23 protein-coding genes and 1 tRNA gene are annotated in these 25,229 nt (G+C 58.1%); 10 read left to right on the forward strand and 14 right to left on the reverse strand.

Annotated elements, in window-relative coordinates:
- Window positions 1-17 precede the first annotated feature (17 nt).
- Together HY751_07790 and HY751_07795 are read right to left on the reverse strand one after the other, a co-directional pair.
- Window positions 18-740, reverse strand: coding sequence for a DUF1538 domain-containing protein (locus tag HY751_07790; protein MBI4666293.1), 723 nt, complete (start codon window positions 738-740; stop codon window positions 18-20).
- Window positions 737-1,438: a DUF1538 domain-containing protein gene (locus HY751_07795; protein ID MBI4666294.1), complete on the reverse strand. Its 702-nt coding sequence runs from the start codon at window positions 1,436-1,438 to the stop codon at window positions 737-739. The genes HY751_07790 and HY751_07795 overlap by 4 nt, the downstream gene beginning before the upstream one ends.
- A 244-nt stretch (window positions 1,439-1,682) precedes the next feature.
- Between HY751_07795 and HY751_07800 the strand changes: the two genes are divergently transcribed.
- From HY751_07800 to HY751_07845, 10 genes are all read left to right on the forward strand, one after another.
- On the forward strand, window positions 1,683-2,570 hold the full coding sequence (locus HY751_07800; GenBank protein ID MBI4666295.1) for a hypothetical protein: 888 nt from the start codon (window positions 1,683-1,685) through the stop codon (window positions 2,568-2,570).
- 129 nt (window positions 2,571-2,699) lie between these two features.
- Window positions 2,700-3,146 (forward strand): GatB/YqeY domain-containing protein, encoded by a 447-nt coding sequence (locus HY751_07805; GenBank protein MBI4666296.1) that lies wholly within the window; start codon window positions 2,700-2,702, stop codon window positions 3,144-3,146.
- Window positions 3,147-3,170: 24 nt separating this feature from the next.
- Entirely contained in the window at window positions 3,171-4,946 is a 1,776-nt protein-coding gene (locus HY751_07810; protein ID MBI4666297.1) for a DNA primase, read from the forward strand.
- A 38-nt stretch (window positions 4,947-4,984) separates the two neighbouring features.
- A complete protein-coding gene (gene rpoD, locus HY751_07815; GenBank protein MBI4666298.1) occupies window positions 4,985-6,733 on the forward strand; it encodes an RNA polymerase sigma factor RpoD in 1,749 nt (582 codons plus the stop codon).
- Between the two features lie 68 nt (window positions 6,734-6,801).
- A tRNA-Ile gene (locus HY751_07820) sits at window positions 6,802-6,878 on the forward strand.
- Window positions 6,879-6,978: 100 nt separating this feature from the next.
- Entirely contained in the window at window positions 6,979-7,716 is a 738-nt protein-coding gene (gene hisA / locus HY751_07825; GenBank protein ID MBI4666299.1) for a 1-(5-phosphoribosyl)-5-[(5-phosphoribosylamino)methylideneamino]imidazole-4-carboxamide isomerase, read from the forward strand.
- Window positions 7,716-8,489 (forward strand): imidazole glycerol phosphate synthase subunit HisF, encoded by a 774-nt coding sequence (gene hisF / locus HY751_07830; protein MBI4666300.1) that lies wholly within the window; start codon window positions 7,716-7,718, stop codon window positions 8,487-8,489. Before hisA ends, hisF begins: the two co-directional genes overlap by 1 nt.
- Window positions 8,486-8,797, forward strand: coding sequence for a phosphoribosyl-ATP diphosphatase (locus HY751_07835; GenBank protein ID MBI4666301.1), 312 nt, complete (start codon window positions 8,486-8,488; stop codon window positions 8,795-8,797). Before hisF ends, HY751_07835 begins: the two co-directional genes overlap by 4 nt.
- A gap of 4 nt (window positions 8,798-8,801) precedes the next feature.
- On the forward strand, window positions 8,802-9,290 hold the full coding sequence (gene smpB / locus HY751_07840) for an SsrA-binding protein SmpB (GenBank protein ID MBI4666302.1): 489 nt from the start codon (window positions 8,802-8,804) through the stop codon (window positions 9,288-9,290).
- Between the two features lie 132 nt (window positions 9,291-9,422).
- Window positions 9,423-12,479, forward strand: a complete 3,057-nt coding sequence (locus HY751_07845) for a PAS domain S-box protein (GenBank protein MBI4666303.1) — start codon at window positions 9,423-9,425, stop codon at window positions 12,477-12,479.
- Here the strand turns inward: HY751_07845 and HY751_07850 are convergent.
- The 12 genes from HY751_07850 to HY751_07905 form a co-directional block, all read right to left on the reverse strand.
- Complete coding sequence (locus tag HY751_07850; GenBank protein MBI4666304.1) at window positions 12,476-14,107, reverse strand: SGNH/GDSL hydrolase family protein; 1,632 nt, start codon at window positions 14,105-14,107, stop codon at window positions 12,476-12,478. The two genes, HY751_07845 and HY751_07850, sit on opposite strands and share 4 nt — an antisense overlap.
- A 358-nt stretch (window positions 14,108-14,465) precedes the next feature.
- Window positions 14,466-15,095, reverse strand: a complete 630-nt coding sequence (locus HY751_07855) for a V-type ATP synthase subunit D (protein ID MBI4666305.1) — start codon at window positions 15,093-15,095, stop codon at window positions 14,466-14,468.
- A 4-nt stretch (window positions 15,096-15,099) separates the two neighbouring features.
- On the reverse strand, window positions 15,100-16,488 hold the full coding sequence (locus tag HY751_07860; GenBank protein ID MBI4666306.1) for a V-type ATP synthase subunit B: 1,389 nt from the start codon (window positions 16,486-16,488) through the stop codon (window positions 15,100-15,102).
- Window positions 16,489-16,492: 4 nt separating this feature from the next.
- Complete coding sequence (locus HY751_07865) at window positions 16,493-18,244, reverse strand: V-type ATP synthase subunit A (GenBank protein ID MBI4666307.1); 1,752 nt, start codon at window positions 18,242-18,244, stop codon at window positions 16,493-16,495.
- Window positions 18,241-18,585: a hypothetical protein gene (locus HY751_07870; protein ID MBI4666308.1), complete on the reverse strand. Its 345-nt coding sequence runs from the start codon at window positions 18,583-18,585 to the stop codon at window positions 18,241-18,243. The genes HY751_07865 and HY751_07870 overlap by 4 nt, the downstream gene beginning before the upstream one ends.
- Window positions 18,582-19,601, reverse strand: coding sequence for a V-type ATPase subunit (locus HY751_07875; protein ID MBI4666309.1), 1,020 nt, complete (start codon window positions 19,599-19,601; stop codon window positions 18,582-18,584). The genes HY751_07870 and HY751_07875 overlap by 4 nt, the downstream gene beginning before the upstream one ends.
- Entirely contained in the window at window positions 19,583-20,173 is a 591-nt protein-coding gene (locus HY751_07880; protein ID MBI4666310.1) for a hypothetical protein, read from the reverse strand. The genes HY751_07875 and HY751_07880 overlap by 19 nt, the downstream gene beginning before the upstream one ends.
- Window positions 20,170-20,382, reverse strand: a complete 213-nt coding sequence (locus HY751_07885; GenBank protein MBI4666311.1) for an ATPase — start codon at window positions 20,380-20,382, stop codon at window positions 20,170-20,172. Before HY751_07885 ends, HY751_07880 begins: the two co-directional genes overlap by 4 nt.
- A gap of 19 nt (window positions 20,383-20,401) precedes the next feature.
- The gene (locus HY751_07890) at window positions 20,402-22,270 is read right to left on the reverse strand and encodes a hypothetical protein (GenBank protein ID MBI4666312.1); all 1,869 of its coding nucleotides are present in this window, start codon (window positions 22,268-22,270) and stop codon (window positions 20,402-20,404) included.
- The gene (locus tag HY751_07895; GenBank protein MBI4666313.1) at window positions 22,267-22,584 is read right to left on the reverse strand and encodes a hypothetical protein; all 318 of its coding nucleotides are present in this window, start codon (window positions 22,582-22,584) and stop codon (window positions 22,267-22,269) included. The genes HY751_07890 and HY751_07895 overlap by 4 nt, the downstream gene beginning before the upstream one ends.
- A gap of 150 nt (window positions 22,585-22,734) precedes the next feature.
- The gene (locus HY751_07900) at window positions 22,735-23,340 is read right to left on the reverse strand and encodes a DedA family protein (protein ID MBI4666314.1); all 606 of its coding nucleotides are present in this window, start codon (window positions 23,338-23,340) and stop codon (window positions 22,735-22,737) included.
- Window positions 23,341-23,459: 119 nt separating this feature from the next.
- Entirely contained in the window at window positions 23,460-25,229 is a 1,770-nt protein-coding gene (locus HY751_07905) for a hypothetical protein (protein MBI4666315.1), read from the reverse strand.

Below are 25,229 nucleotides of genomic sequence, written 5' to 3' on the forward strand. Positions count from 1 at the left end.
GTTTTCCACCCCCTCTCTTATTTGATTGAGTAAACAAGTTTTACGAACGATGCGTAGCCTAACAGGGCCATGATAGGGAACATCGAAGCCATGGCTATAAGCCCGAATCCGTCGAGCATCATTGACCGCCCCGGAACCCCTTGCGCCAGGCCCAGGCCCATGGCGAATATCACCGGAACCGTCACCGTGGAAGTGGTAACCCCGCCCGCGTCGTAGGCCAGGGGCACTATTTCCTTGGGGGCCGTAAATGTGAAAATGGCCACCGTGGCGTAACCGCACACGATATATACCCACAACGGCCCGCCGTAAAAAATCCTTGTCACGCCCAGCGCCATTCCGAAACCCACTCCCAGCGATACGGCGTTCCGTAGCGCAAAACCTTTCAGGCCCAACCCGGAAAGCTCCTCCACCTTGTGCGACACGGCGATAAGCGACGGCTCGGCCATGGTTGTGGAATAGCCTATGATGAAAGCAAACAAAAGCGCCGTGAGCCTGTTGGAAGGGTCCGCGAATTTCATGGCCATGGTTTCTCCGGCGGAATAAACCCCAGCGTCCATCCCCGTGAGGATCAGCCAGATTCCGGCCAGGACAAAAACAAAACCTGTGGCGATAACTTTTGGGTTGTGTATCTTACGGCGCAGGACCGCCCCATAGAAGAAAAGCACCATCACCGTAACCGGCGCCATGGACACCGTAACAGTCAGCGCGTTCTCGAAGGCCTTAGCGGCGAACTCGGTCATCCTATGATCATCCCGTAAAGGATGATGGTGATAATGGGCGCCAGGGAGGCGAACCCCACCAGCCCGAACCCGTCCATCGCCGGGTTCCTGCCGCCGATGGAGTTGGCCAGCCCCACCCCCACCGCCACCAGGAACGGCACTGAAACCGTGGATATGGCCGCCCCCGCAAAATCATAAGCTACCCCCACAATAGACTCCGGCGCCAGCGCCGTAAGAAGGGCGGCTAAAGAGTATCCCCCCAGGTAATAATAATGGATGGGATGCCCCAGCAATATGCGCAACACCCCGGCCATAACCCCCAAGGCCACCCCCAGCGCCGCCACGTTCCGCAAGGTAAATGCGGTGTATCGCCCATCGGAAAGCTCCTGGGTTTTCCCCGCCAGGGATATAAGCGTGGGCTCGGCTATGGCGGTGGTGTAACCTATGATCCCGGCAAAAGCCAAAAACCACCATATATTGCCCCGCTCGGCGAATAGATAGGCCATGGATTGGCCCAAGGGGAATATGCTGGTCTTAAGCCCTATATTGAATAATAACAGCCCCACAGCCATTAACCCCAGCCCGGAAAGCATCGGCCCCTGGCCTGATAACGGCTCCCCCAAGACAAATAGCTGGAAAAAAAGGACGGCGCCTATTAACGGCAAAACATCCAGAACGGATTTATAGAACAGATATAATAATTTGCGTGCAGTTCGCATCAGGCGCGCCAACCTGTAAAGTTTCGTGGATTATACGTTTTTTGGCCAAATCCCGCCAGCAATAGCGCCAATTCCGGAATTAGTTAAAGCGTTACTTTAACACCGCGGTTCTATGCTTCACATTTTTAGTATATTGACAACAGGGTTACCTGATGATATTATTTGCCGCATGTTGAAAAAGGCAGGTTTTACGGCGTTAGGTATTGCGGTGTTGGCCTTGGGCTTGCCCGTTACTGGGCAGGCTATGCCCAGCTATGCCCGCCAGCCCGGAGCTTCCTGTTTCAGCTGTCACACCCAGCCATCGGCGACCGATTTGAAAAACAGCCTGCTTTCTAATGGCAAGACGGATTCTAAAATCACCGCTTCGGCTCCCGTCACCGGGAAAATAAAGGCGGGGGTGTCGGTTCACAAGGCCCCTGCGGAAATAGGCCTGGTGGCTAAAAACCGATCCAAGACCGAGCCCGGCGTTCAGACCGAATCGGAGTCTTTCAATAAAATCGGCGACACCAGGACGCCCGCCCAAGGGCTTTCCGGGTTCGTAGCCGGGGAGAAATTCAGCGCCAGCCTTACCCTGCTAAATAACAGCGTTTCCGGAGCCGCCCCGGTGGATACCGGAGCCTCGCTGTGGTACCGGTTCGCTTACGCCCCGAAAGTGGACGGGTTGAACCTTGAAATGGGCGTCTTCGGCGAAACCCCGGTTAACGCCGGATACGCCTTAGGCGCGGCGGATCTGTACGGCAAAACCGGTTCGGCCAGTTCCTACGGCACATACGCCCAGATGCAGGGAAACCTTTTTGGTGACGTAACCTTAAATTTAAAAGCGATGTATATCAACTCAAGCGCCAATTCCAGCCAGTTCAAGGATGAAGCCCGCGCGTTGAAAGACATCACCGATGGATACGCCGCCGCCGCCCGCATAGGCAATAAAGATTACGGCTTAAGCGCCGCATACAGGGCCTATCGTGGAAAGCTTGAAGGGGTAAGCGCCGTGGAAAACGCCGCCACCCTTGGGGCGGACCTGGCCATCGCGGACAATTTAACGGTGAAATCCCAGATCACCGCGTACGGCATAAACCGCAACACCATTGTGGAAGACGGCGCTTTCACCCTCTGGCTGATATCGTCGTTCTAAAACTTTTCCCATCGCCCTAAGTCTTCAAAATCGCCCATAATCCCTTTTTTGGCCAAGCCACCCCCGTTATGCTGATAAAATGACCTGTTTGATTTATCAGGTATATTTGAACCGTCACGGAGGCAAGGCATGACCATCAAGGAAAAACTGGCTGAAGACATGAAAACGGCCATGAAGGCCAAGGAAGCCGCCAGGCTTTCCACCATCAGGATGATAAACAGCGCCATTAAGAATAAAGAAATAGACGCGCGGCATCCCCTCTCCGACGAAGAGGTGGCCCAGGTGATTGCCACTGCGGTAAAGCAAAGGAAAGAGTCCATCGAGCAATTCGGCGCCGCCGGCCGGCAAGACCTGGTGGAAAAAGAGCAGGCCGAGGTGGTTGTGCTGATGTCCTACATGCCCGCGCAGTTGACCGAGGACGAGGTGAAAGCGCTGGTTAAGGCCGCCATAGCCGAAACCGGCGCCCAGGCTCCAAAAGACATGGGCGCGGTGATGAAGGCGCTGATGCCCAAGACCAAGGGGAAAGCCGACGGGGCGATGGTAAACCGGCTGGTAAAAGAAGCCCTGGGCGGCTGACCGCCCAGCCCCGGATAACCACAGATGGCCACCATACCTGAGTCCGTCATAGAAGAGGTGCGTCGGCGCGCCGAGATAGTGGAGGTGGTGTCCCATTACCTGCCGCTGAAAAAATCGGGCGCCAACTACCGCGCCCTATGCCCGTTCCACCAGGAGAAAAGCCCCTCGTTCAACGTCAATCCGGCGAAACAGATTTTCCACTGTTTCGGATGCGGCGAGGGGGGGAACTCCATCACATTCGTAATGAAAAAAGAAGGTGTCACTTTCCCCGAGGCGGTGCGGATTCTCGCGGACAGGTATGGCGTGGACATCCCCAAGGAAAAACGGGGCGGCGAGGGTGAGCTGGACGACGTTTACCGGGCGCTGGAATCAGCGGCGGAGTTCTATCACCAGCGTTTGCTGAACGAGAAACCTGGCGCGGCGGTAAACCAATACCTCCAGAAACGGGGGGTGGACCACGCCATGGTGAATAAACTTCGGCTGGGTGTGGCGCCGGACGAATGGGACTCTCTCACCAGAAGCTTGATAAAACAGGGGTTCTCCACGCAAATCCTGGAAAAAGCCGGGCTGGCCCGCAAATCGGCACGGAATGAATTTATCGACCGGTTCCGGGCAAGGCTTATATTCCCTATATGCAGTCCCGGCGGAAGGCCGTTAGGATTCGCCGGTCGAACGCTGGGTGAAGATGCCGCTCAGGGGCCCAAATATCTCAACAGCCCAGAAACGCCGGTCTATCAGAAGAGCAAGATCCTGTACGGGTTCCATCTGGCCCGGGAGGCGGCACGGCGGGAGGGGTTTTTGTTCGTGGTGGAAGGGTATATGGACGCTTTGGCCCTGTACAAGGCCGGGGTGGAAAACTGCGTGGCCTGCGCGGGCACGGCCCTTACCCCCGGCCACGCCGAGCTTATCAAGAGGGTGTGCGACAAAGTAACCGCCCTTTTCGATTCGGACAAGGCGGGAGTGACCGCCGCAAAAAGGAGCGGGCCCATTTTGCTGGAACATGACCTGCGGGTGCGGGTGCTTGCCCTGGAGGGCTACAAAGACCCGGACGAATTTCTGGCCAACCGGAGCGCGGAGGATTTTTTAAACCTTGCGGCAAAGGCGCCCACCTTCCACGAGTACATGATAAACACGGCCATTAGTGATGTGGACATCACCGACACTGAATCCAAATTCGCCGTGATCCGGGAAATAATCCCCCACATCCGCAAGATAAAGGACGAAATAGAACGCGCCCATTACGCCCAGCTTTTAGCGGAACGGACCGGGACCGACGTGAAGGCGGTTCTTAAAACCGCCGCCAAACCCGCCCAGGAACATGGAGAGGCCAAACCTGCCGGGCCTAAAACCGGCGCAAGCGCATCACGGCAAAAACCGCTAGCCGCCCACCGGGCGGAACGGGTCCTGCTGGCGGCGCTTATATCCAATCCATCATATCTGGACACGATAGCCGCAGACCTGGCCCCGGAAGAGTTTTCAGACCCGGACCTGCGGAAGATATTCGAGGCGGCGCTGGACGCCAAAAACAGAGGCGCCCATACCTCCGCCGACATCATCCATTATGTGGAGGACGAGGAGGTTCGCCGGGCCATTACCTCCCTGGCGTCGGACAGGGGCGTGATAGACGAGGAGGAAGCGGAAAACTCGGCCCGGGATTGCATGGGCAGAATGAGGCGGCGAGGTGTGGACCGGCGCCAGGAGCTGGAGAAGGTCAAAGAGGCTGAAAAAACCGGGGATACGGAGAGCGCGCAAAAAGCTCAAAAAAAGTATTTTGATATAAGGAAAAATGGTTTAAGCTAAACAATTCGTGTTTCTTTGGGTTGGATGGAGATTGGCGGATGGCAAAGCCCTCTAAAATAGCTACGCTGGACAAGCTTATAGCCCGCGGCAAAGAGAAGGGTTTTTTAACATACGAGGAACTGAACGACTCGTTACCCGATGAGGCCATAGCGCCAGATCAGATAGAAGGCATAATGAGCCGTTTCGATGAGTTGGGCATAGACATTGTCGAGCCCGCTGAAGAAGAGGAACGGGCGCCTGCAAAAAAAGCGGGGGCCGATTTTCTGGACCGGGCTGGCCCCGCCGAGGGCAATGGCGAGGTAGAGGAGGGTTTCACCTCCTCGGAAGACCCCGTCCGCATGTACCTCAAGGAGATGGGTTCCATTTCCCTGCTCACCCGCGAGGGTGAGGTGGAGATAGCCAAGCGCATCGAAGAGGGCCAGAACGAGGTGATCAACGCTGTCATCAACTGCCCCATCACCATAAACGAGATCGTCAGCCTGGCCGACCAGGTGAAGAAAGAGGAAATTTCCCTCCAAAGTTTCGTCAACTGGGATGAGCCCGCCGAGGAAACCGCCGCTTCCGGCGCAAAGCTGAAGGCGGAGCTGAAAAGGGTGATGAACCTGGCCCGCCAGCTTAAAGTGGCTGGCGCCAAGCATGTGGAAGTAAAACGCAAGCTTGGGCTGAAAAAAAATACCGTAAAAGAGCGGGAAAAGCTTGCCAAAGAAGAGGCCAAGCTTAGAAAACAGGTGGCCGAGATAATTAAGGACATCAAGCTGGAAACCTCCCGGATGGATGACATAATCCATAAAATCAACGGGTTCGGCAGGAAATGCGCCGACAGCGAAAGGTCCATCCGCAACGCCGAAGAGGGGCTGGGTTTAAGGGAGCCCCGCCGGGTGGAGGTTGTCCGCAAGGGTGGCTCCCGCAAAAAACCGGTTTCAGCCGAACGTAAGGCGGAACTGGAGCAGGCCATAAAAGAAGCCCGGAAAGACCTGAAAAAAGTGGAAGCCGAGGCGGAGATGAGCGTGGAGGAGTTAAAATCCACCATCAACGCCATCAGCCGGGGCCATATTAAGGAGCGGGGCGCAAAGAAAGAGCTGGCCGAGGCCAATCTGAGGTTGGTGGTTTCCATCGCCAAAAAATACACCAACCGGGGCTTGCAGTTTCTGGACCTTATCCAGGAAGGCAACATCGGCCTTATGAAGGCTGTGGACAAGTTTGAGTACCGGCGCGGTTACAAGTTCTCCACCTACGCCACATGGTGGATACGGCAGGCCATTACCAGGGCCATCGCCGACCAGGCGCGCACCATCCGCATCCCGGTGCACATGATAGAGACTATCAACAAGCTCATCCGCACGTCGCGCCAGCTGGTTCAGCAGATCGGCCGGGAACCTACTCCCGAAGAGATCGCCGAGAAGATGAACATGCCGGTGGACAAGGTGCGCAAGGTGCTGAAGATAGCCAAGGAGCCCATCTCGCTGGAGACTCCCATCGGCGAGGAGGAAGACAGCCATCTGGGAGATTTCATCGAAGACAAAAAGGTGGTAAGCCCCATAGAGTCTGTCATCCGCACGGATCTAAAAGACCAGACGGCCTTGGTCCTTTCCACTCTGGGAAGCCGCGAGGAGAAGGTTATCCGCAAGCGGTTCGGCATCGGGATGGATTCCGAGCACACGCTCGAAGAGGTTGGCCAGGACTTTGAAGTGACCAGGGAACGCATCCGCCAGATAGAAGCCAAGGCGTTGCGCAAACTGCGCCACCCCAGCAGGAGCAAGAAGCTCCGCTCTTTCGTGGAGAGCTAAACCCGGCGGGTTTATAATCTCCACAGGAAGGCTCCGGCTTTCCCCTCAATCATGTAGAATCAACGTGGGGGCCTATAGCTCAATTGGTTAGAGCTTCCGGCTCATAACCGGGAGGTTCCAGGTTCAAGTCCTGGTGGGCCCACCATTTCCCCCTTTTCCCGTTAACAAAACCCCCTTTGAATGTGGCGGAAACCACGCCGGATGGTCTATCATTATTGTTTTGTGTTTGCGGGAGTTATTGGACAATGCGGATTCTGCCGGCCATAGACCTTATGGACGGGAAGGTTGTGCGCCTGACCAAGGGGGATTTCGCCCGGAAAACGGTATATTCGGACAACCCCGCCCAGTTCGCCAAAAAATGGGCCGACACGGGCGCCGATGCACTCCACCTGGTGGACCTGGACGGCGCCAAGGCCGGCCATCCGGTGAACCGCGAGGCGATAAAGGCCATCATAGACGCCATAGACATCCCGGTGGAGATAGGCGGTGGAATCCGTTCAGTGGAAACCGTAACCGAATATCTGGACCTGGGCATAAGCCAGGTTATCCTTGGCACAGCCGCCATTGAAAACCCGGAACTGGTGCTGGCCGCCGCCGACCTGTACCCGGACCGGATTCTGGTGGGCATAGACGTGAAAGACGGCAAACCCGCAACCAAAGGCTGGCTGGAAACAGCCCCGCTGGACCCGGTGGAACTTACGGAAAAATTCGCCGCCATGGGCGCCGCCGGGGTTATTTATACAGACATCTCGCGGGATGGGGCCATGGCCGGAGCCAACATTGAAGGGCTGAAAAGATTCGCCGGGGCCGTGGACATTCCCGTAACGGCCTCAGGCGGGGTGACGAATATGGACGACGTTAAAGCCATCCTGGAGCTGGCGCCTTTCGGCGTTTCCGCCATGATAATCGGCAAGGCCATTTACGAGGGGACGCTGGATTTGCACGAGGCTGTGAAAGCCGCGCAAACGGGCGCCAAACGGTAATGACACTAAAGAAACGGATAATCCCCTGCCTGGACGTGAAAGGGGGCCGCGTTGTGAAAGGGGTGCAATTCGTAAACCTGCGCGACGCGGGCGACCCGGTGGAGATAGCCGCCATGTACGACCGGCAAGGGGCCGACGAGCTGACGTTTCTGGACATCACCGCCTCCCACGAGGAGCGGAACATTATTCTGGACGTGGTGGCCCGCACCGCCGAGCAGGTGTTCATGCCCCTCACCGTGGGCGGCGGGGTGAGGACTCAGGAGGACATCCACAACCTGTTGCGCGCCGGGGCCGACAAGGTGGGGATAAACACGGCGGCGGTGAAAGACCCGGATTTTGTCCGCCAGGCGGCGGAACGGTTCGGAAGCCAATGCATCGTGGTGGCCATTGACGCCAAGCGGAAAGAAGGAGGCGGATGGGAGGTGTTCACCCACGGCGGCAGGACGCCCACCGGGCTGGACGCGGTGGAATGGGCCGTGCGGATGGAGCGGATGGGGGCCGGTGAGATACTGCTGACCTCAATGGACGCTGACGGCTCCAAAGAGGGGTACGACCTGGAGTTGACCCGCGCCGTGAGCCGCGCAGTCACCATCCCGGTGATAGCTTCTGGCGGGGTGGGCACTCTTGAGCACCTTTACGAAGGGCTTACATACGGCGAGGCGGACGCGGCGCTGGCCGCCTCCATATTCCATTTCCGTGAACATACCATAGGCGAGGCCAAACGTTACCTGAGCGAGAGGGGCGTTTGCGTCCGGCTGGAGGGGGAACAATGAGCGAAGAGATATTGAGGAAGATTTACTCCGTGGCCCAGGAGCGCAAAAAGGCCGACCCTGAAAGCTCCTACGTCGCCAAGCTTTACTCCAAAGGGGAAGACAAGGTTTTGGAGAAAGTTGGCGAAGAGGCCATAGAGGTTATCCTGGCCGTAAAAACCGGGGACCGGGGGCAGATAATATATGAAACGGCGGACTTGTGGTTCCACTCCATCCTCGCCCTGGCGTTGAAAGACGTAACCGTTGACGATGTGTTGAACGAGCTTTCCGGCCGGTTCGGCAAGACCGGTATCAGGGAGAAAAAGGATTGACCCCATGGCCGCAGGAAAAGGCCACAAGGGGGGCAAGGAAAACAAGCCAGGCCTACCCAATATTCAAAACCGCCAGGCCCGGCATGAATACCACATACTGGAGTCTTTCGAGGCGGGCATAGTCCTTTTGGGGTCGGAAATAAAATCGATCCGCGAGGGAAAGGTGAACATTGGCGACGCCTACGCCCGCATCATGAACGGCGAGGCGTGGATTATAGGGATGAACATACAACCCTACCGGAATATCAACACCTTCGACCCTTACGACCCCACGCGCACCCGCAAGTTGCTCCTGCGCCGCAAGCAGATCGAGAAACTGCACGCCGATACCCGGGAAAAAGGGCTTACGCTAATCCCTCTGAAAATATATTTCAAGAACGGCATGGCCAAGATGGAGTTGGGGCTGGGCAAGGGCAAAAAGCTCCATGACCGCCGCGAGGACATCAAGGAGCGGGACGCGAAACGGGAAATCCAGCGCGCCATGAAAAGGTGAAACTGCGGAGCAGGGCGGTTTAAAACCGCTATTAGATGATACAGGCTGGTGATAAACTATGCTGGTATTCAGGTTGGTCCAGGCATCATTGTTCCAGTAATGAAAAAGTCACCCACACGGGCAAATAGCGCGTTGAAAAAAGCCGGTCAAAAGGCCGCAACCAGCGGGAAACCCGGCCGCCCGGCCGCCGGGAAAAAAGCTCCCGCCCGCGCGGCGAAATCCGCGCCCGCCAGGAAAACGGCTCCCAAGGCGCCATCCGCCCCCAAAGGGAGAAAGAACGACAAATACCGGATCCTCCTGGAGAACGCCTCGGACGCCATCTTGCTTGCGGACATGGAGGGGAAATTAAAGGGGGCCAACAAGAAAGCCTGCCAGATGCTGGGCTATACCTCCCGTGAGATCGAGAAGCTCCATTTTACGGACATCCATCCTCCGGAAACCCTGGAACACGCCAAGAACAGTTTTAAGGAGATGGCGCAAACCGGTTTTGTCTATTACCACGACGGCTCGATATTGCGCAAAGACGGCCGCAGGCTTCCGGTGGACATCACCGCCACAATCGTTGAGATAGGCGGTGAGAAGGTAGCCCAGGGCATCTTCCGGGACGCAACCGTAAGGAAAGAAGCCGAACGGGCGCTGGCTGAAAGCGAGCGGAAGTTCCGGACATCCTTTGAAAACTCCACCATGGGCAAAGCCCTGGTATCGCTCAACGGCGAATTCATACAGGTCAATAATTCCTTCTGCTGGATGCTGGGTTATACCCGCCAGGAACTGGCCGGAAGGCTTTTCCAGGAATTCACCCATCCGGACGACCTTCCAGCCCACCTCAATTTCATAAGGAAAATAGTTGGGGGCCATCTGGAAAGCTACCAGCTGGAGAAACGTTTCACCCACAAGAGCGGCTCCACAATCTGGGTGATCCTTGGGGTATCAATGGTGATAGACCCCAACGGCGCGCCCGCAAGCCTGCTTTTCGAGGCGCAAGACATCACCCAATGGAAAGAATATGAGCTGGAACTGGAACGGCGCAAAAACCAGCTTGAAGACCTGACGCAGGAGCGGTCCGCCGAGGTGATGGAGATAAACGATCGCTTGATGCGCGAGAACGCCGGGCGGCGGGCGGTGGAGGAGGCCCTCCGCCGGAGCGAGGAGAGTCTGGCCATCGCCCAGAAAATAACCCACATCGGCAATTGGGACTGGGACATAAGCGCCAACACCCTGTTCTGGTCGGACGAGATATACAGGATATTCGGCCTGGAGCCCCAGGAGTTCGGCGCCAATTACGAGGCGTTCGTAAGCTACGTCCACCCGGAAGACCGGCATGTGGTGCAAAATGAAGTTGAAAAAGCGCTGGCCGACCCCACTGGCTACTATTTCGTGGAACACCGGGTGACGCGGCCCGGCGGGGAAATACGCCATGTCCGGGAAGAAGGGCAGGTGTTCCGGGACGCCGCTGGCGCTCCAACCCGCATGATCGGCACCGTGCATGACATCACCGAATGGAAAAAATACGAAGAGCGGCTGGTGCTGGCCACGAAAGTTTTCGAGAACGCCGCCGAGGGGGTGATGGTCACCAGCGACACGGGAATAATACAGTTCGTCAATCCGGCGTTCACATCCATCACCGGGTATGTGCCGGAGGAGGCCATCGGCCATCAGCCTAAGATCCTGCGGTCCGACAGGCACTCAAAAGACTTCTACGAGGATATGTGGAAAACCCTCACCCGGGAAGGCAAATGGCAGGGGGAGATATGGAACCGCCGCAAGGATGGGGAGCCTTACCCGGAATGGCTCACCATAACCTCCATCAAGGACAAGATGGGGCGCACCACCCAGTACGCCGCGGTTTTCTACGATATCACCGAGCTTAAACGGTCGCAGGAGCGCATAAAATACCAGGCCAACCACGACGCCCTTACGGGCCTGCCGAACCGGACGCTGTTCCACGACCGGCTGGCTGTGGCCATGGCCCATGCCCACCGGCACGAACGCAAGCTGGCGGTTTTGTTCATAGACCTGGACAACTTCAAGAACATCAACGACAGCCTGGGCCACGCTGTGGGGGATATTTTGCTCCAGAACATAGCCTCCCGCTTCGCCTTGTGCGCCCGGGAGGAAGACACCATCGCCAGGATCGGCGGGGACGAGTTCGTTATCCTTTTGGAGGAGATAGAAAGCGAAGAGGCGCCGCTGAATGTTGCCCGGCGCATAATACAAACCGTTTCAGAGCCCATGTACATCCGTGGGCATGAGCTTTACGCCGGAGCCTCCATAGGCGTCACCATATATCCGGCGGACGGGGAAGACGCCGAAACCCTGCTGAAAAACGCAGACACCGCCATGTACCGCGCCAAGGAGCGGGGCAAGAACAATTTCCAACTCTTTACACCATCCATGAACGAGAAGGTGGTGCGCAGGCTGGGGCTGGAGAACAGCCTTCGAAAGGCGCTGGACCGGGACGAGATGCGGGTTTTCTATCAGCCGAAGGTGGACGTGATCACAAGAAAACTCATCGGGGCCGAAGCGCTTCTGCGGTGGACGCCAGCCGGATCCAAGCCTGTGTCACCCATGGAGTTTATCCCCGTGGCCGAGGAGACGGGCCTTATAATCCGAATCGGTGAATGGGTCATGCGCGCCACCTGCGACAGGACCCGGCGATGGATGGACATGGGGTGGGACAGCTTGGTGGTCTCTGTCAACATTTCCGCCCGCCAGCTGGACCAAAGGGAATTTTTAGACTCTACCCGCGCCATTTTGGAAGAGACGGCCCTGCCGCCGAAAATGCTGGAGTTTGAGATAACCGAAAGCGCGGTGATGAGCAACATTAACCACGCCATAGACATAATGAACCGGGCCACGCAAATGGGCATAGGCGTGTCTATGGACGATTTCGGCACCGGCTATTCCAGCCTTAGCCAGCTTAAAAAATTGCCGTTGAACCAGCTGAAGATAGACAAGTCTTTCATCCACGACGTGCCGGAAGACAAGAACGCCGTGGCCATATCGCTGGCCATAATCTCCATGGCGCACAGCATGGGGATGAAAGTGGTGGCCGAAGGGGTGGAGACGGAAGAACAGCTCAATTTTTTAAAAGAGCACCGTTGCGACACCATACAGGGTTACTATTTCGCCAAACCCATGCCAGCCGAGGAGTTCGAGGAGCTGTTGCGGCGCGGCGGCCAGTTTTAGCCGGGCGTAACCAACCCCGCGTTCTTTAAATATTCGTAAAACGCCTCCGCCACCAGCCGGTTCCCCAGCGGCGACGCGTGGCCTATGAAATACGAGTCTATATCGTCCTGGTTACGCGCGTTTCGCGCCATGCCTTCCACGCCGTTGAAAACGCGATACCCCTTTTCCCCGCAATACGCAGTGATTTTTTCAACGGGGAAGCTTCCCCGCTTTTCCGCCCAATAATATTCCGCCTCGTCTTTTGTGGGCAGAACGGCTATCACCGGCTCGACCCCCATGGCGCGGGCGTCGGCCACGAAAGCGTCGAATATCCCGAAAAGCACATCCACTTCTCTGGAGCGCCAGATGTCTTGCAGATGGGCCGGGCGGGCTATCATGTCGTCTATCTGTTTATTGCCTTTCAGATAGTAAACCTCCAGCCAGAACCGCTTGTTCAGGAAAATCTTCAGGTAAGGGAACCCGAAAACCGGATAATCCCGCTGGTTGTAGATGTACCAGAAATCGTTCCGCCCTATCTTCTCAAGGAACGCCGGGTCGCCCAGTTTCTTTATCTCCCCCGCGTTTTCCACCGGGTTTGGGATTAGCTTAAGCTTCCCGTCTTCCATAATGAAACGTGGCTTTGCCATGGCGCCTTTGGTGGCCGGATAGTAGAACTTGCGGTACACGTTGGCCACCCGGCTTATGTTCTCCGGCACAAGGCACAGCGCGGCCACTTTGGTTTTCACCTTCGGCCAGTGCCGTTTGAACGCCAGATAAGCCTGGTCGGTGCCGTACCCGCCCACGCCGAAGTTATAAACGTTTTTGTTGAGCCTGGCCGCAAGGTAGGTCTCCCAAGTCTCATCATCGTCCACCTGGTCGCAATGGGTGAAGGAGTCGCCGAATGTGGCCATGAAACCTGTGGGGTACTCCACGGGCCGGGGCCGCTCACCGAACGGGGTTTGATAAAGCGGGCGCCAGCCCAACTGCCTGTCGTAACTTTTAGCCAGGCGGGTGGCGGTTTTCCCGTCCAACAGGTAACTGGAGAAATCGTAGAACGAAAACCTGTCTTTCGTGTAATGGAAGAAAATGGCCGCCATTCCCTCGGCCAGGGCAAGCGTTGAAAGCGCCATGGCCACACCGAAAAACGCTTTTTTTATAATTGGGGATTTTTGCAACTCCCTTCCAGCCACCGGCAGAATGTAGAGCGCCAGCGCCATCAGGGAAACCGCCAAAATCCATTTGGCCCAATATTGGGGGATGTGCCGCCATACTTCCCACGCCTCAGGCATGGGCCGGATGTTAACGCTATCCAGCGCTATCCAGGAGCCGGTTACAGAGCGGATGGCAATAACTCTACCGCTTCCCATGGCGGGGAGTTCCACCGTGTACTCCGCCGATTTGCCTTCGCTTTCCCACAGGGAGTCCGGAAGGCCCCGGCCTTTTTCGGTCTGAACGCTGGCTACCGTTGCGCCGTTAGCCAGAACGTCCAGCATAGGCGGGGCGGCCTCGTGGCTGTCCAGCGTTGAAATGGTCAAAATAGTTCCACCTGGATATGGATTCTCGATATGGATTGTCTTCGGCGCGCCGCCAGCCCATAGGTCCAGCGGGCCCGGCAGTTGGGCCGGGATTAATGAATCTCCCGCCCTCACCGTCACGGCGCTCCGGCCATTCCAGTATCCGGCTCCGCGTCCAGCCTCATCCGCATAGAGGAATACGCCTTGCTGAGGATCAGCGAGAAGCGCGGATGATGAAAGAAAGACCGCCGCCGCAAGAACCAACGGCGGCAAAACCCGTGCAAGGGTTTTAATGCGGTTTTTTATGAAGGATGAGTTCATCCGGTATTTTAGCGCGGGCTACGCCAAATTCAGCGGAATTTTAACTGGCGGAGGCTTTGCCAGGTCATACTGGTTTCAATTCCCCGCGGCCGCACGACCAGGTCTTATGTTTCATGTGGAAGCCCGGGGTCGGGGCTACCCCGGAGAAGCAACAATGGCGCAAGATTCCGGCTCAGCCCCGTTCCTTGATGGACTTGAACCGTTTCAGCCGGAAGGTTTCTTCCCGCGCCCGCTCCTCCAGCTGGGCCATGATGCGCTCCATGGTGGACTTTATCTCCGGCTCCACTTTCCGCTCCAGCGCGTTCACGCGCCGGGTGGCGTTGCGTATGGCCCCGCCGATGGACAGTAGCCTGCTTTCCGCCGCGGCGCTCTGGGCCAGCGCGGGAAGAACGTCCTCGAATAGCCCCGCCGCCTCGTCCACCGCCGGACTCCTATGACCGGGGGCCGATCCGCGCTCGAACGGTGTCCGGCGCTCTTCCGGGAAATCCACCGTGGCGATTTTCACCCCCCACACGTTCCGCAGGGCCACGTTGAACGAAATGTCCCGTTCCGCCGCCAAAGACTCGGTGAGGAGCGAATGGGCGGGCTCCATGGCCCTGGCCACGTTCAGCGCCCGTTCGGCGGTGAGGATCTTGTCGTCCAGCATCTTCCGGAGGTCGCGCACCTGCCGTACCACCCCTTTAAACTCCATTAGCAGGGCGTCCCGTTTGCTGGTGAGGATGCTTATGCCACGGGCCACCAGTTTCCTGCGGTCCCGGAGCCTTAACAGTTCCAGCCGCCCGGTTCGAACCCGCGCTTCCATATCGTTATCCGTTCCGCTTGCCGTATTTCTGGATGTTGTCCCGGCTTATACGCACCAGTTCGCTTTCCGGCAGGATGGAAAGAAGCCTCCACCCTTCCGCCAGCGTTTCCTCGATGGATCTGCTTATCTCCCCCTGGTTTAAAAATTCCCGTTCGAACGCCTCGGCGAATTTCAGGTACACCCGGTCCATGTCCGACAAACCCTCTTCACCGATGATGGCGGCCACGCGCCTCTGCTCTTCCCCCCGGGCGTAGCACATATATATCTGGTCTGACCATTGTCTGTGATCCTCCCTGGTCCTCCCCGCGCCGATTCCGTGGTCCATCAGCCGCGAGAGGCTGGGCAACACGTTAATGGGCGGGAACACCCCTTTCCTGCTTAACCCCCGGTCCAGCACTATCTGGCCTTCAGTTATGTAACCGGTCAGGTCCGGCACGGGGTGGGTTATGTCGTCGTCGGGCATGGTCAATATGGGCAATTGGGTGACGGAGCCAACTTTACCTTCAATGCGCCCCGCCCGCTCGTATATCCCCGCCAGGTCGGTGTACATATAACCCGGATACCCGCGCCGCCCGGGAATTTCCTCGCGGGAAGACGATACTTCGCGCAGGGCGTTACAGTAATGGGTCATGTCCGTGAGGGCCACCAGCACCTGCATCCCCAGGTCGAACGCCAGGTACTCCGCCGTGGTCAGCGCGAACCGGGGCGTGAGTAACCGCTCTATCACCGGGTCATCCGCCAGGTTCAGGAACACCACCGAATGTTCTATGGCGCCGGAATATTCAAACGCCTGCTTGAAATAATCGGCCTCCCGCGAGGTTATCCCCATTCCCGCGAAAACCAGGGCGAACCGCTCCCCCGGCCCGCTGACGCCAGCGTTGGCGATTATCATGGTGGCGATTTCGTTGGCGGGAAGGCCCGCTCCGGAGAAGATGGGAAGTTTCTGGCCGCGAACCAGGGTGTTCATGCCATCTATGGCGGAAACGCCGGTTTGAATGAAATCTTTCGGCATTGCCCGGCGGGTGGGGTTTAACGCGGAGCCGTTAATGTCCCGGCGCGCCATGGGCGGCGGTTTGGGCAGGCCGTCCAGCGGCTGGCCGCCTCCGGAAAAAACCCGGCCCAGCAGGAGAGGCGACAAGTCCACCTTGGCCCCCTCTTCGGAGAACCACACCAGCGTGGTGTCCGGGTTTATCCTTCCCGTGGGGCCGAACACCTGCGCCACGGCCCATTTCTCGCTTATCTCGATAATCTGCGCGGGCCGCGTGTCCCCCTCGCCGATGACAATGCTCACTATGTCGCCTTGGGCGGCCCGTTCCGCCCGGCGTATGAACACCAGCGGGCCCTTCACCGAGTCTATCGTGCCAAACTGCCTTGAAAGAAGATCGCCACCCATCCGCCTATCTCCTTTCGCTTTCCACGTACCGGACGAAAGCGGCTTTAAGCTCGCCTATAAGCGCTTCCAGTTCGTCTTCGGCAACCTCCTTGAGCCTCATCACCTGCTCCATTCCGGCGAACTTCATCACCATCTCCGCCGTCAGCCCCTTGTCCACGGCGTCCGCCATTTTCTCCACAAAGAAAAGATACGCGTCCAGCATCAACGCCTGGCGCCGGGTGGAGCAATAAGCGTCGGCGGGGCTGGCGGAGCTTTGCCGCAGATACCCCTCGCGCAGGAGCCGGGCCCCTTCAAGGATGACTTTCTCCCTGTCCTCCAGCGAATCCATACCGACTATCTTCACCACCTCCGAAAGCTCCTCCTCTTTCTGGAGCGTGGCGTGGATACTGCTCACCATCTCCCGCCATGCCGGGCTCACGTTCTGCTGGTACCACGTCCCCAGCGATGGATAGGTGAGGCTGAATGATATGCGCCAGTTTATGGCCGGGAAATGCCGCTGGTGCGCCAGGTCGTAATCTAGCCCCCAGAACGTGGAGGCCATCCTCAACGACGCCTGGGTGACCGGCTCAGAAAAATCCCCCCCCGGCGGCGACACGGCGCCTATCACGGTGACGGAGCCTGTCTCCTCCGGCCTGCCCAAAAGCCTCGCCCGTCCGGCCCTCTCGTAAAACGCCCCCAGCCGGGAAGCAAGATAAGTGGGGTACCCTTCTTCCCCCGGTATTTCCTCCAGCCGCGAGGACATCTCCCGCAATGCCTCGGCCCAGCGGGAGGTGCTGTCGGCCAGCACGGTCACCTTGTAACCCATGTCCCGGTAATATTCGGCGATGGCCATGCCGGTGTATATGGAGGCCTCCCGCGCGGCCACGGGCATGTTGGATGTGTTGGCGATGAGGATGGTGCGCTCCATAAGCGGCCTGCCGGTGTGGGGGTCTATAAGCTTGGGAAGCTGGCTTAACGTATCGGCCATCTCGTTTCCCCGCTCGCCGCAACCGACGTATATGATTATGTCCGCCTGGGCGTATTTGGCTATGGTCTGCTCCAAAACCGTCTTGCCGGAGCCGAACCCTCCGGGTATTATGGCCGCGCCCCCCTCGGCGATGGGGAACAGAGTGTCTATGACCCGCTGGCCGGTGATAAGGGGCGTGTTGAGCGGCAGACGCTCCAGCCGGGGCCTGGGCTCGCGCACGTTCCATTTCTGCCGCAGGGTTATCCGCTGGCCGTTGGTGAGGGTAACCGCCGTCTCTTCCACCGTAAGCTCCCCAACAGCCACCGTGGCCACCACGCCGGAAACATCTTTGGGAACCATAATGCGGTGGGTCACCCTTGGCGTTTCAGGAACAGTTCCCACCACCATGCCCCACTCCACATGGTCACCCGGTTTCACCGATGGGGTGAACTTCCATTTCCTGTTACGGTCCAGCCTTTTTACGCGGGCGCCGCGCTGTATGAAATCCCCCCAGCGCTCCGCAAGCCTGGGCAAAGGGCGCTGGATGCCATCGAATATGGAGCCTATCAGGCCCGGCCCCAGTTCCACCGAGAGAAGCTCGCCAAGCCGCTCCACCGGGTCACCCACGGTAAGGCCCATTGTGTCTTCATACACCTGGATCACCGCCGTGTCCCCCTCTATGCGGATGATCTCCCCCATGAGTTTTTCGGAGCCCACCAGGGCCACCTCGCTCATAAAACAGCCGAACATCCCCCCGGCCACCACCGCCGGGCCGGAAACTTTTATTATGCGGCCGCCGCTTGCCGTCACAGCTTTATCCTCATGTGGTAACCGATGGCGCGGAACGTGAGCCAGTCGGCCATATCCTCCGCCTCGCCGGTGAACCGCCACTGGCCCGGATATTCATACCTGGCCAGCAATGGGGTTACGCTTTTGCGAAGCGCTTTCTGGTTCCTGTCAGTGATCCATTCCTCCATCTGCGCCGGGATGGCCAGCACCCCCACGCCCCCTTCCGCCAGTATTTTTTCAATCTCGCCGTTAAGGGCTTCCGCGCCGGTCACCGGCACAACCTCCGCCCCGGCCAGGCGGAACCCGGCCTCCTGCCCCCAATAGGAGACAACCTTGATGGTCATCGGTTTGCCGGCGCTCATTGCCATGCCCTTATAAAATGTTCGGCCGCGTCCCCCATGGGCGTGTGGGACAAACCGAAACTCAAAGCCAGATGAAGGTTCGATGCGTTTGCCGAAAGCTCTTCCATGAAAAAGATAAGCCCCCAGGGGCCTACAGGCTCTTTCAAACTGTGGCGGCGGTACTTGACATAGAACGCCCTGCGTAGTTCCATGTAAAAAAGGGTGGCCGAGTTTTCGGAGCCCCGCCGTGGTTTAGCCCCCAGCCTCTCTTTTATCACCTTGTGCGGCGTGTCCCCCTGGCCAAACGCCAGCGTCTCAAAATCCTCCCGGCGTATGAGCCCTCCGCCGTCAATATAAAACTCCCGCAACTCCATGGGCCCCACGGAAGCCACCCGCGCCAGCATCGCGTTATTCACGTTGGCCATGTCCAGCTGGTCCCGGTAATACTCCCCTATCTGCCAAGGCAGATAACTTAGGCTCCGCAGGTATTTCGTGAAAAAATAGCGTTCAAGCCCCAATTCCGCATCCAGCGGGTTTTTCGCGAACAGCGCCGCGTCCAGCCCCGGCGCCAGCGGATGCCCGGCCTTTTTCATGAGTGTTATCAGCTCCGTTGCGGTTTTGTATCCGCCCCAGGCGGGGATGTTTTTAGGCTCGACAACCATCGGAGTAAAGCTGAACCTCCTGTCCTGGGAAAACCCGTCGCGCATAAGGTAGCGGATGGCCGATTTCAACTCTTCCAGCTCCCACCGCATCACCAGCGCCCTTCCCACGGTACTGTCCATATCTATCACCAGTTCGGCGAACCTGCGTTTTAGCCGCGCCAGCCCTTCGTTTATCACCCGCTCCATCAGCGCCGGGGTCGGCCGTAAACCGCCGCGCCTTATGATCTCCTCCATCTCCCGGGCGTAAACAGAGCTTTCTATAAGCTCCAGGGCGGGCTTTAAATCCCCCACCTCCAGAACCTTCATAAGCTCCTGCGGCGATACCAGGCGGCTCTTTATGGCCGCCAGCCGCGCCGTTACGTACTCAGCCTCCATCCGGCGGACTCCGTTAAACGGTTCACAAATTCGTTTCCCCTGGCGCGCCAGAGTTTTTCAAGCCTGGTCTCAAGAAGACACAGCCACTTTCTTCTGCCTCCGCCGGTGGACGCCACAAAGCCGCATGCCACATTTTCATCCACCGCTATTTTTTCCGGCCCTCCCAGCGACCTTATAATTTCAGCGGTCACCGCATCGGCCCTGACTTCCTCCAACTCCCCCGCCTCGGCCCTCACTGTTTCCAATTCACGCGCCACATATTGCCCGTATGCCGGTGAACCCATGAATTCTTGGAATAGACCGCGGGCCTCTTTCTTCACCGCTTGCGCCGCGGCGTCTTGCGCCTCAAGCATGGCCTCGCGCCGCGCCATCCTTTCCCGCGCCAGGCGCAACGCGTCCCGCCGGGATTCCATCAACTGCCGTTTCAGGTCTATCTCCCGCTGGATTGCGGCGCTCTTCTCCCGGGCGGCCACCGCCACTTCCTCCGCTTTTACGGCCGCCTCTTCCAGGATGGAGCGCTCTTTTATCTCCGCCTCCAGCCTCAGCGCGGAAAGCAGTTTTTCAACGCTCATTTGTAAATAAGCAGAACGGCGATGACGAATCCGAGTATCACCATGGTCTCAGGGATGGCCACCAGGATGATCATCAGCCCCGACACTTCTTTTTTCTCCACGATGGCGCCCACCGCCGCCGAGCCTATCCTGCCTTGGGCCCAGGCTGTAGCGAACGCGGTGAACCCTATGGCCAACGCCGCGCCCAATGTTGTCCAGTCCAATTCCATAAAATGCCTCCTTTGCGTTTTAAGGTCTGCCCAGCGGCGAATAAGCTACGCCGCCGGAGGTGTAGAACCGGCTGAAGAACTCCACGTAATGAAGACGGATAGCCTGTATGGCCGGGCTGAAAACGCCCATCACAAAGTTAACGCCGTGAATCAGCGCCGCCGCCAGCGCCCCGGCCACCGCCCACTCTATTGTCTTGTTTATCTCCCCGGCCACGTCGGCCATAATCACCGACGCCAGCCCCAGCGCCATGAGCCTGGCGTAGGAAAGCATATTGGAAATTATCCTTGGCGCCTCCAGCAACCCCTCCGATAAGCCCACCGCCGCCACCCTTACGGCCAGCGGAACAAGCGGGAGGAAATATGTCCACTTTGGCCCACCGGTGATGGCGGAAAAACCCGCCAGTAGCGCTGAAACTATAAATCCGAAATCGGCCAGCCGCTCCAGCGCATGGCGGCTCCGCTTTAGCCGTCTCTCCGCGAAGAAACCTATAAGACTCCCCAACGCCAGATGCATCCCTCCTGCGGCAAGAACCAGCATGAGCGTGAATACCACCTCATGTTTCCTGTCCAGCAACGGCGGCCAAAGATGGGCGGCGCCGAATATCTCGCAGAACAGCAGGCCGAACAGGGCCGATTGGGCCGCGCAAAGGTAAATGATTTTCGACATGTCCAGAGCCAGGGAATCCTCGGCGAATTTCCATCGCAACCCTGTCCCCACAGCCGCCAGCAATAACGCGTAACCCACGTCCCCCAGCATGAATCCGAAAAGCATGGGCATGGTGAAAGCTATGAGCGCCGAAGGATCCACCCCGCCGTACATCGGCGTGGCGTACAGATGGATTAGCCTTTCGAAGGGCCTGGCCCAGCTCCGGTTCTCAAGCTTTACCGGGGTTTCGGGAAATTCCGCAAGGCCGGGCCGGGCCGAATATAAAGCCACCGCTCCGCCAAATTCCCGCGCTACGGCGTCTTTTAACCGGGGCATCTCATCGGTAGGCACCCATCCGGATATCCAAAAGGTCATACCCGACGTGGCCAGATGCCCCTGCGAGCGCAAAAGCTCCGCGTACTGGCGCAGGCCCCGTTCAGCCGCCTTTATCGGCTCCAGCCATCTGGTGGAAAGCTCCACAAGCCTCGCCGAAGCCTCGCGGCGTTCTTTTTCCAGCTCCCGCTCCCGGGTGTACAAATATTTGAGCGTGGTGGCGAAAGTGCCTTTCTCGTATTTTTCCGGCAGGCGCACCGGCTGGACCTTGTGGCCGAACGCGCGCCGCCGCACCTCTTCGCCGATGGACTCGGGATATATGAGCAGAGCCGAAGATCCTTCGCCATTGGCCTTGCCCCGGAATATTGCGCAGGCGCCACCGGTGATCTCCTCCATGGTCAGCCGCATCTCGTTGAACATGTCCTCATAACCGGCGGTGAGGGTAACACCGGTTATCTCCATGCCCCGGAACGCGGACGCCTTCTCCAACAGCGGCTGGAACTCCTCGAAAAGCTCCCGGTAGGCGTTGGCCTCTTTTTGTTCCGCCACCAGCGACTCCAGCTTTTGGGCGGTTTTGGGAACCTCCTCCAGGACCTCCATCACGGATTTGCCCGAGGCGTAGGCCAGCCATTGGCTTTCATGCTGGAAAACCGGGGCAGGCTCCCGGGGCTCCTGTGGCGGAAGGTAAGTGACCGCTTCGGCCATCAGGTTAATGAGGCTCTCAGCCAGTTTCAGGTTGCTCTCCTCACCGGCGGGCAAAACCCCGTGTTCAAATGAAGCTTCTTTTAATAACTGGTCGCTGGCGGATGGCGTGACGTGAAAAACCCGATGGGCGAAAAGCAGGGCCAGCAGGCGCGCGGCGGCGGATTTGGGGCCCGCTATCCTGGTTCGCTCCATGGAGGCTATCATTTGACCTCCTCGCCCTTACCGGAGGCCAGCATGGTGAAAAGATCCCGGGCCAGCGTGGTGACAATTTCTTTTGGCGGAGGCGTGATACTCGGCGGTTCAGGGCCCGCCATGGCCCCGGTCAAAAAAGTTTCACCGGCGCGGTTGAGCGCGTCCAGCTCCGCCTGCAACCCATGGGTGGAGGCGGAGGCTTTTTGTTCCGCCTCGGTCACCATGTCCCGGGCTTTTTTCCGGACAGCCTCCAGCCTGGCGCGCAACTCGGCCTCAACCTCGCTTATCCGCTCAATGGCTTCTTTTTCTTCGGCGGCTTCGCTCATGGCGCTCCATCATTTCATACCGGCCGGCCGGCTATTGGCCGGGCGCAAGAAAGACCTCAGCAATCACCTATATTATATTTTTCACCGGCTCCCGGAGCCAGCCAATATATCAGGCTTCAGCCGTACCCCGGTAAGAAGCTAAAAGAGGGTTTAAACCTGCTGGTCCGGAACGGCCGCGGCAGGGCTTTGGGCGGAATATTTTTTCTTCCGGACGAAAAGGGAGATTATCCAGATCACCAGCCCCAGAACGCCAACACCTATCAGCGCCAGCATCTGGTAATGCTTGATGTCGCCGATGACGCTCTCCACCATCACCCCGAAAAGATAGCCCGCCATGCTTATGGTGATGGCCCAGATAATGGCGCCGATTATATTGAGCGTTACGAACAGCGACGTCTTCACGTCGCTCATTCCAAGGGCGAACGGGGTGACGTTCCGCAAACCGTACCAGAACCGGAAGAAAAGTATTATCCATGAATGCCAGCGTTCGAACCGTTTCTGGACACGGTCCATCCGCGCCTTCCAGGTAGGCCAGCGCCCAATATATTTCTTGCCCCAGAACCTGCCGATGAAGAAATAAAGCTGGTCGCCTGCGGTGGAGCCCGCGAAAGCGCACAAAATTACGAGGGTAACATCGAGGTATCCCAGGTGGGCCGCTATGCCACCCAGCACAAGGATCGTTTCGCCTTCCAGGAATGTGCCGACAAGTATGGCCAGGTAACCATAATTCTCGACCAGATACTGCAGATTCTCTATCAATTCCCGGCAACCCTCAACAGCTTATGAAATGAATCCGAACATGATAATTGATATGGCTCCCGCGGACAACCCGCCGCAAGCTTTCGCCACTATTCCTAACCTAAAAGAAAAAACCGTTACTCCACCGGCAATGCCAGTTCAGACATGTCAGAGATGGAGCCCGGCATAACCCTCACATAGCCCATGGCTGAAGGCGTAGCGCCGTCTTTGGACATGTCCACAAGGTCGCTCACCCAACCATCGCCTAAAATCATCCTGTCCTGGGTCTGGTAACCCTTTTGATTGATGGTTACAAACCTGACGGAGCCTTTCTCCAGCCTGGCGGCGGAAAACACGCCACCCGCCTTGTATTCCGCGCCCGCCACAGCCAGGGTGAGCCCGGCGTCTTTATCCATCACCGGCAAAACCTTCGGCGGAGCGGGCATGGAAAACTCCCGCCCGGCGGAAAGGTCCCGGGCGGTCAACCCGAACCCGGCGCCGCGCCACACCACTTCCCCGCTCTGGTTTACAATAACGAGAATCCCCCTGCCCGACAACCCCACGTATTCAAAAAACCCGTCTTTGTCTATGTCCAGCCGGTTGAGGCCTATGAGCGCCTCCTTCCCGTGGATGACCAGCGCGGGGATGAAACTTGGCTCGTCGCCGGAGCGGCTCACTATGAAAACCTCCGGCCCGGGAACCGGGACTTTCTCCATGCCTTTCTGGGCCAGTAAAACCCCGTCGGAAGCGGTGGAGAAGAAGTATGGGTGCCGGCCATCCCCCAGGGCGTAGCTTGCGCCTTGCCTCCGGATGAGAAGGGATTCCACCCCCTCCGAAGCCAATGCGTTCACAAACAGCTCCCGTTGTCCGTCGCCATCGAAATCATAAGCGGCGCAACTGATGAACCGCAGGCCTTGCGGCGCCCGGGTCTCCCAAAGGGTTTTCAGCTTGTCACCTTCCGGCCGCGCAATCCTCACCATGTCTCTGAAGGTGAGCGCCACTACCGGGCCCTCGGGGCTCACCACCGCCACAGACAGAAGCGCCCCTTCAACTTGATACTTTTTCCATCGCGCCCGGTCCCGGATGTCCATAACCTTCGTCTCCGGCGCCTGTTCGGCGACGGGTTCGGCGGCGCTTCTGGCTTTTAAGAATCCTGTTTTGGCCTGGGCCGTGGTGATGGATTCGCCAGTTTCGTCCCCCTGTTTTTTCTCCGTGGCCATTGTCATGGGCTTAACGTCTTGCAACATGGCTTCGGGCTGGAATAAAAACTCGCCTCCGGCTCCATACAAAGTCACTTTAACCTTGCTCCGGCCGTTAACGGGCTCTTCCCGCAATACGGCCACAAGTTCCGCGCCGGTGGCGGCCACGGCATTCACGGCCATCAGGTCTTTCGCCCACATGTCCCCGGCGGCCTGAATGGATGACAGCCTGTCCGAAATTACGCTGGGGGCCACATCGAACACCCCCTCATCCCGGAGGGCTTCTTCTATCAGCGGCAAAATTCCGCTCCCGTCATTGTTGAAGCTCCCCAGCGCCAGAAGCCGGGCCGGGGTTTTCAAACCGGCCACTATCTTGGCGGAGCCGGTGTTTTTAGCGGAGCCGAGTACCTGGCAAATGGCATGGCTTTCAGTAATCGAAACTATTTTTACGATGGCAATCCGCGCCCCGGAAGCGTCTAAAGCCTGGCCTATGGTGTTTTCCGAAAACGCGCCCGAAACCGGCAGGGTTATATATAAACGGGAGCCATCCGCTTTTATCACATAGCTCCGGAACGGGGATATGGCCCCAGCCAGTTTTCCGGCCAGGATACGGGCGGCTTGCGGCGGCTCATAAGCCATGGCCGTGGAACAGGCCAATGCCAGGGCCAGAATAAAAACGACGGTGGCCCTGTCCATCCAAACGGCCAT

This window comes from Nitrospinota bacterium (assembly GCA_016208975.1).
In the GTDB taxonomy this organism is placed as follows: Bacteria; Nitrospinota_A; UBA7883; order UBA7883; family JACRLM01; genus JACQXA01.

What these genes read in the sequence shown, in the direction of transcription:
- HY751_07875 (MBI4666309.1), bottom strand. Translation starts at nt 19,601, where the DNA reads ATGGAGGCTGAGTACGTAACGGCGCGGCTGGCGGCCATAAAGAGCCGC.
- HY751_07855 (MBI4666305.1), bottom strand. Translation starts at nt 15,095, where the DNA reads ATGGAAGCGCGGGTTCGAACCGGGCGGCTGGAACTGTTAAGGCTCCGG.
- HY751_07885 (MBI4666311.1), bottom strand. Translation starts at nt 20,382, where the DNA reads ATGGAATTGGACTGGACAACATTGGGCGCGGCGTTGGCCATAGGGTTC.
- HY751_07870 (MBI4666308.1), bottom strand. Translation starts at nt 18,585, where the DNA reads ATGAGCGCCGGCAAACCGATGACCATCAAGGTTGTCTCCTATTGGGGG.
- HY751_07860 (MBI4666306.1), bottom strand. Translation starts at nt 16,488, where the DNA reads ATGGGTGGCGATCTTCTTTCAAGGCAGTTTGGCACGATAGACTCGGTG.
- smpB (MBI4666302.1), top strand. Translation starts at nt 8,802, where the DNA reads ATGGCCGCAGGAAAAGGCCACAAGGGGGGCAAGGAAAACAAGCCAGGC.
- HY751_07890 (MBI4666312.1), bottom strand. Translation starts at nt 22,270, where the DNA reads ATGATAGCCTCCATGGAGCGAACCAGGATAGCGGGCCCCAAATCCGCC.
- HY751_07810 (MBI4666297.1), top strand. Translation starts at nt 3,171, where the DNA reads ATGGCCACCATACCTGAGTCCGTCATAGAAGAGGTGCGTCGGCGCGCC.
- HY751_07800 (MBI4666295.1), top strand. Translation starts at nt 1,683, where the DNA reads ATGCCCAGCTATGCCCGCCAGCCCGGAGCTTCCTGTTTCAGCTGTCAC.
- HY751_07895 (MBI4666313.1), bottom strand. Translation starts at nt 22,584, where the DNA reads ATGAGCGAAGCCGCCGAAGAAAAAGAAGCCATTGAGCGGATAAGCGAG.
- HY751_07805 (MBI4666296.1), top strand. Translation starts at nt 2,700, where the DNA reads ATGACCATCAAGGAAAAACTGGCTGAAGACATGAAAACGGCCATGAAG.
- hisF (MBI4666300.1), top strand. Translation starts at nt 7,716, where the DNA reads ATGACACTAAAGAAACGGATAATCCCCTGCCTGGACGTGAAAGGGGGC.
- HY751_07905 (MBI4666315.1), bottom strand. Translation starts at nt 25,229, where the DNA reads ATGGCCGTTTGGATGGACAGGGCCACCGTCGTTTTTATTCTGGCCCTG.
- HY751_07790 (MBI4666293.1), bottom strand. Translation starts at nt 740, where the DNA reads ATGACCGAGTTCGCCGCTAAGGCCTTCGAGAACGCGCTGACTGTTACG.
- HY751_07795 (MBI4666294.1), bottom strand. Translation starts at nt 1,438, where the DNA reads ATGCGAACTGCACGCAAATTATTATATCTGTTCTATAAATCCGTTCTG.
- HY751_07880 (MBI4666310.1), bottom strand. Translation starts at nt 20,173, where the DNA reads ATGAGCGTTGAAAAACTGCTTTCCGCGCTGAGGCTGGAGGCGGAGATA.
- HY751_07835 (MBI4666301.1), top strand. Translation starts at nt 8,486, where the DNA reads ATGAGCGAAGAGATATTGAGGAAGATTTACTCCGTGGCCCAGGAGCGC.
- rpoD (MBI4666298.1), top strand. Translation starts at nt 4,985, where the DNA reads ATGGCAAAGCCCTCTAAAATAGCTACGCTGGACAAGCTTATAGCCCGC.
- hisA (MBI4666299.1), top strand. Translation starts at nt 6,979, where the DNA reads ATGCGGATTCTGCCGGCCATAGACCTTATGGACGGGAAGGTTGTGCGC.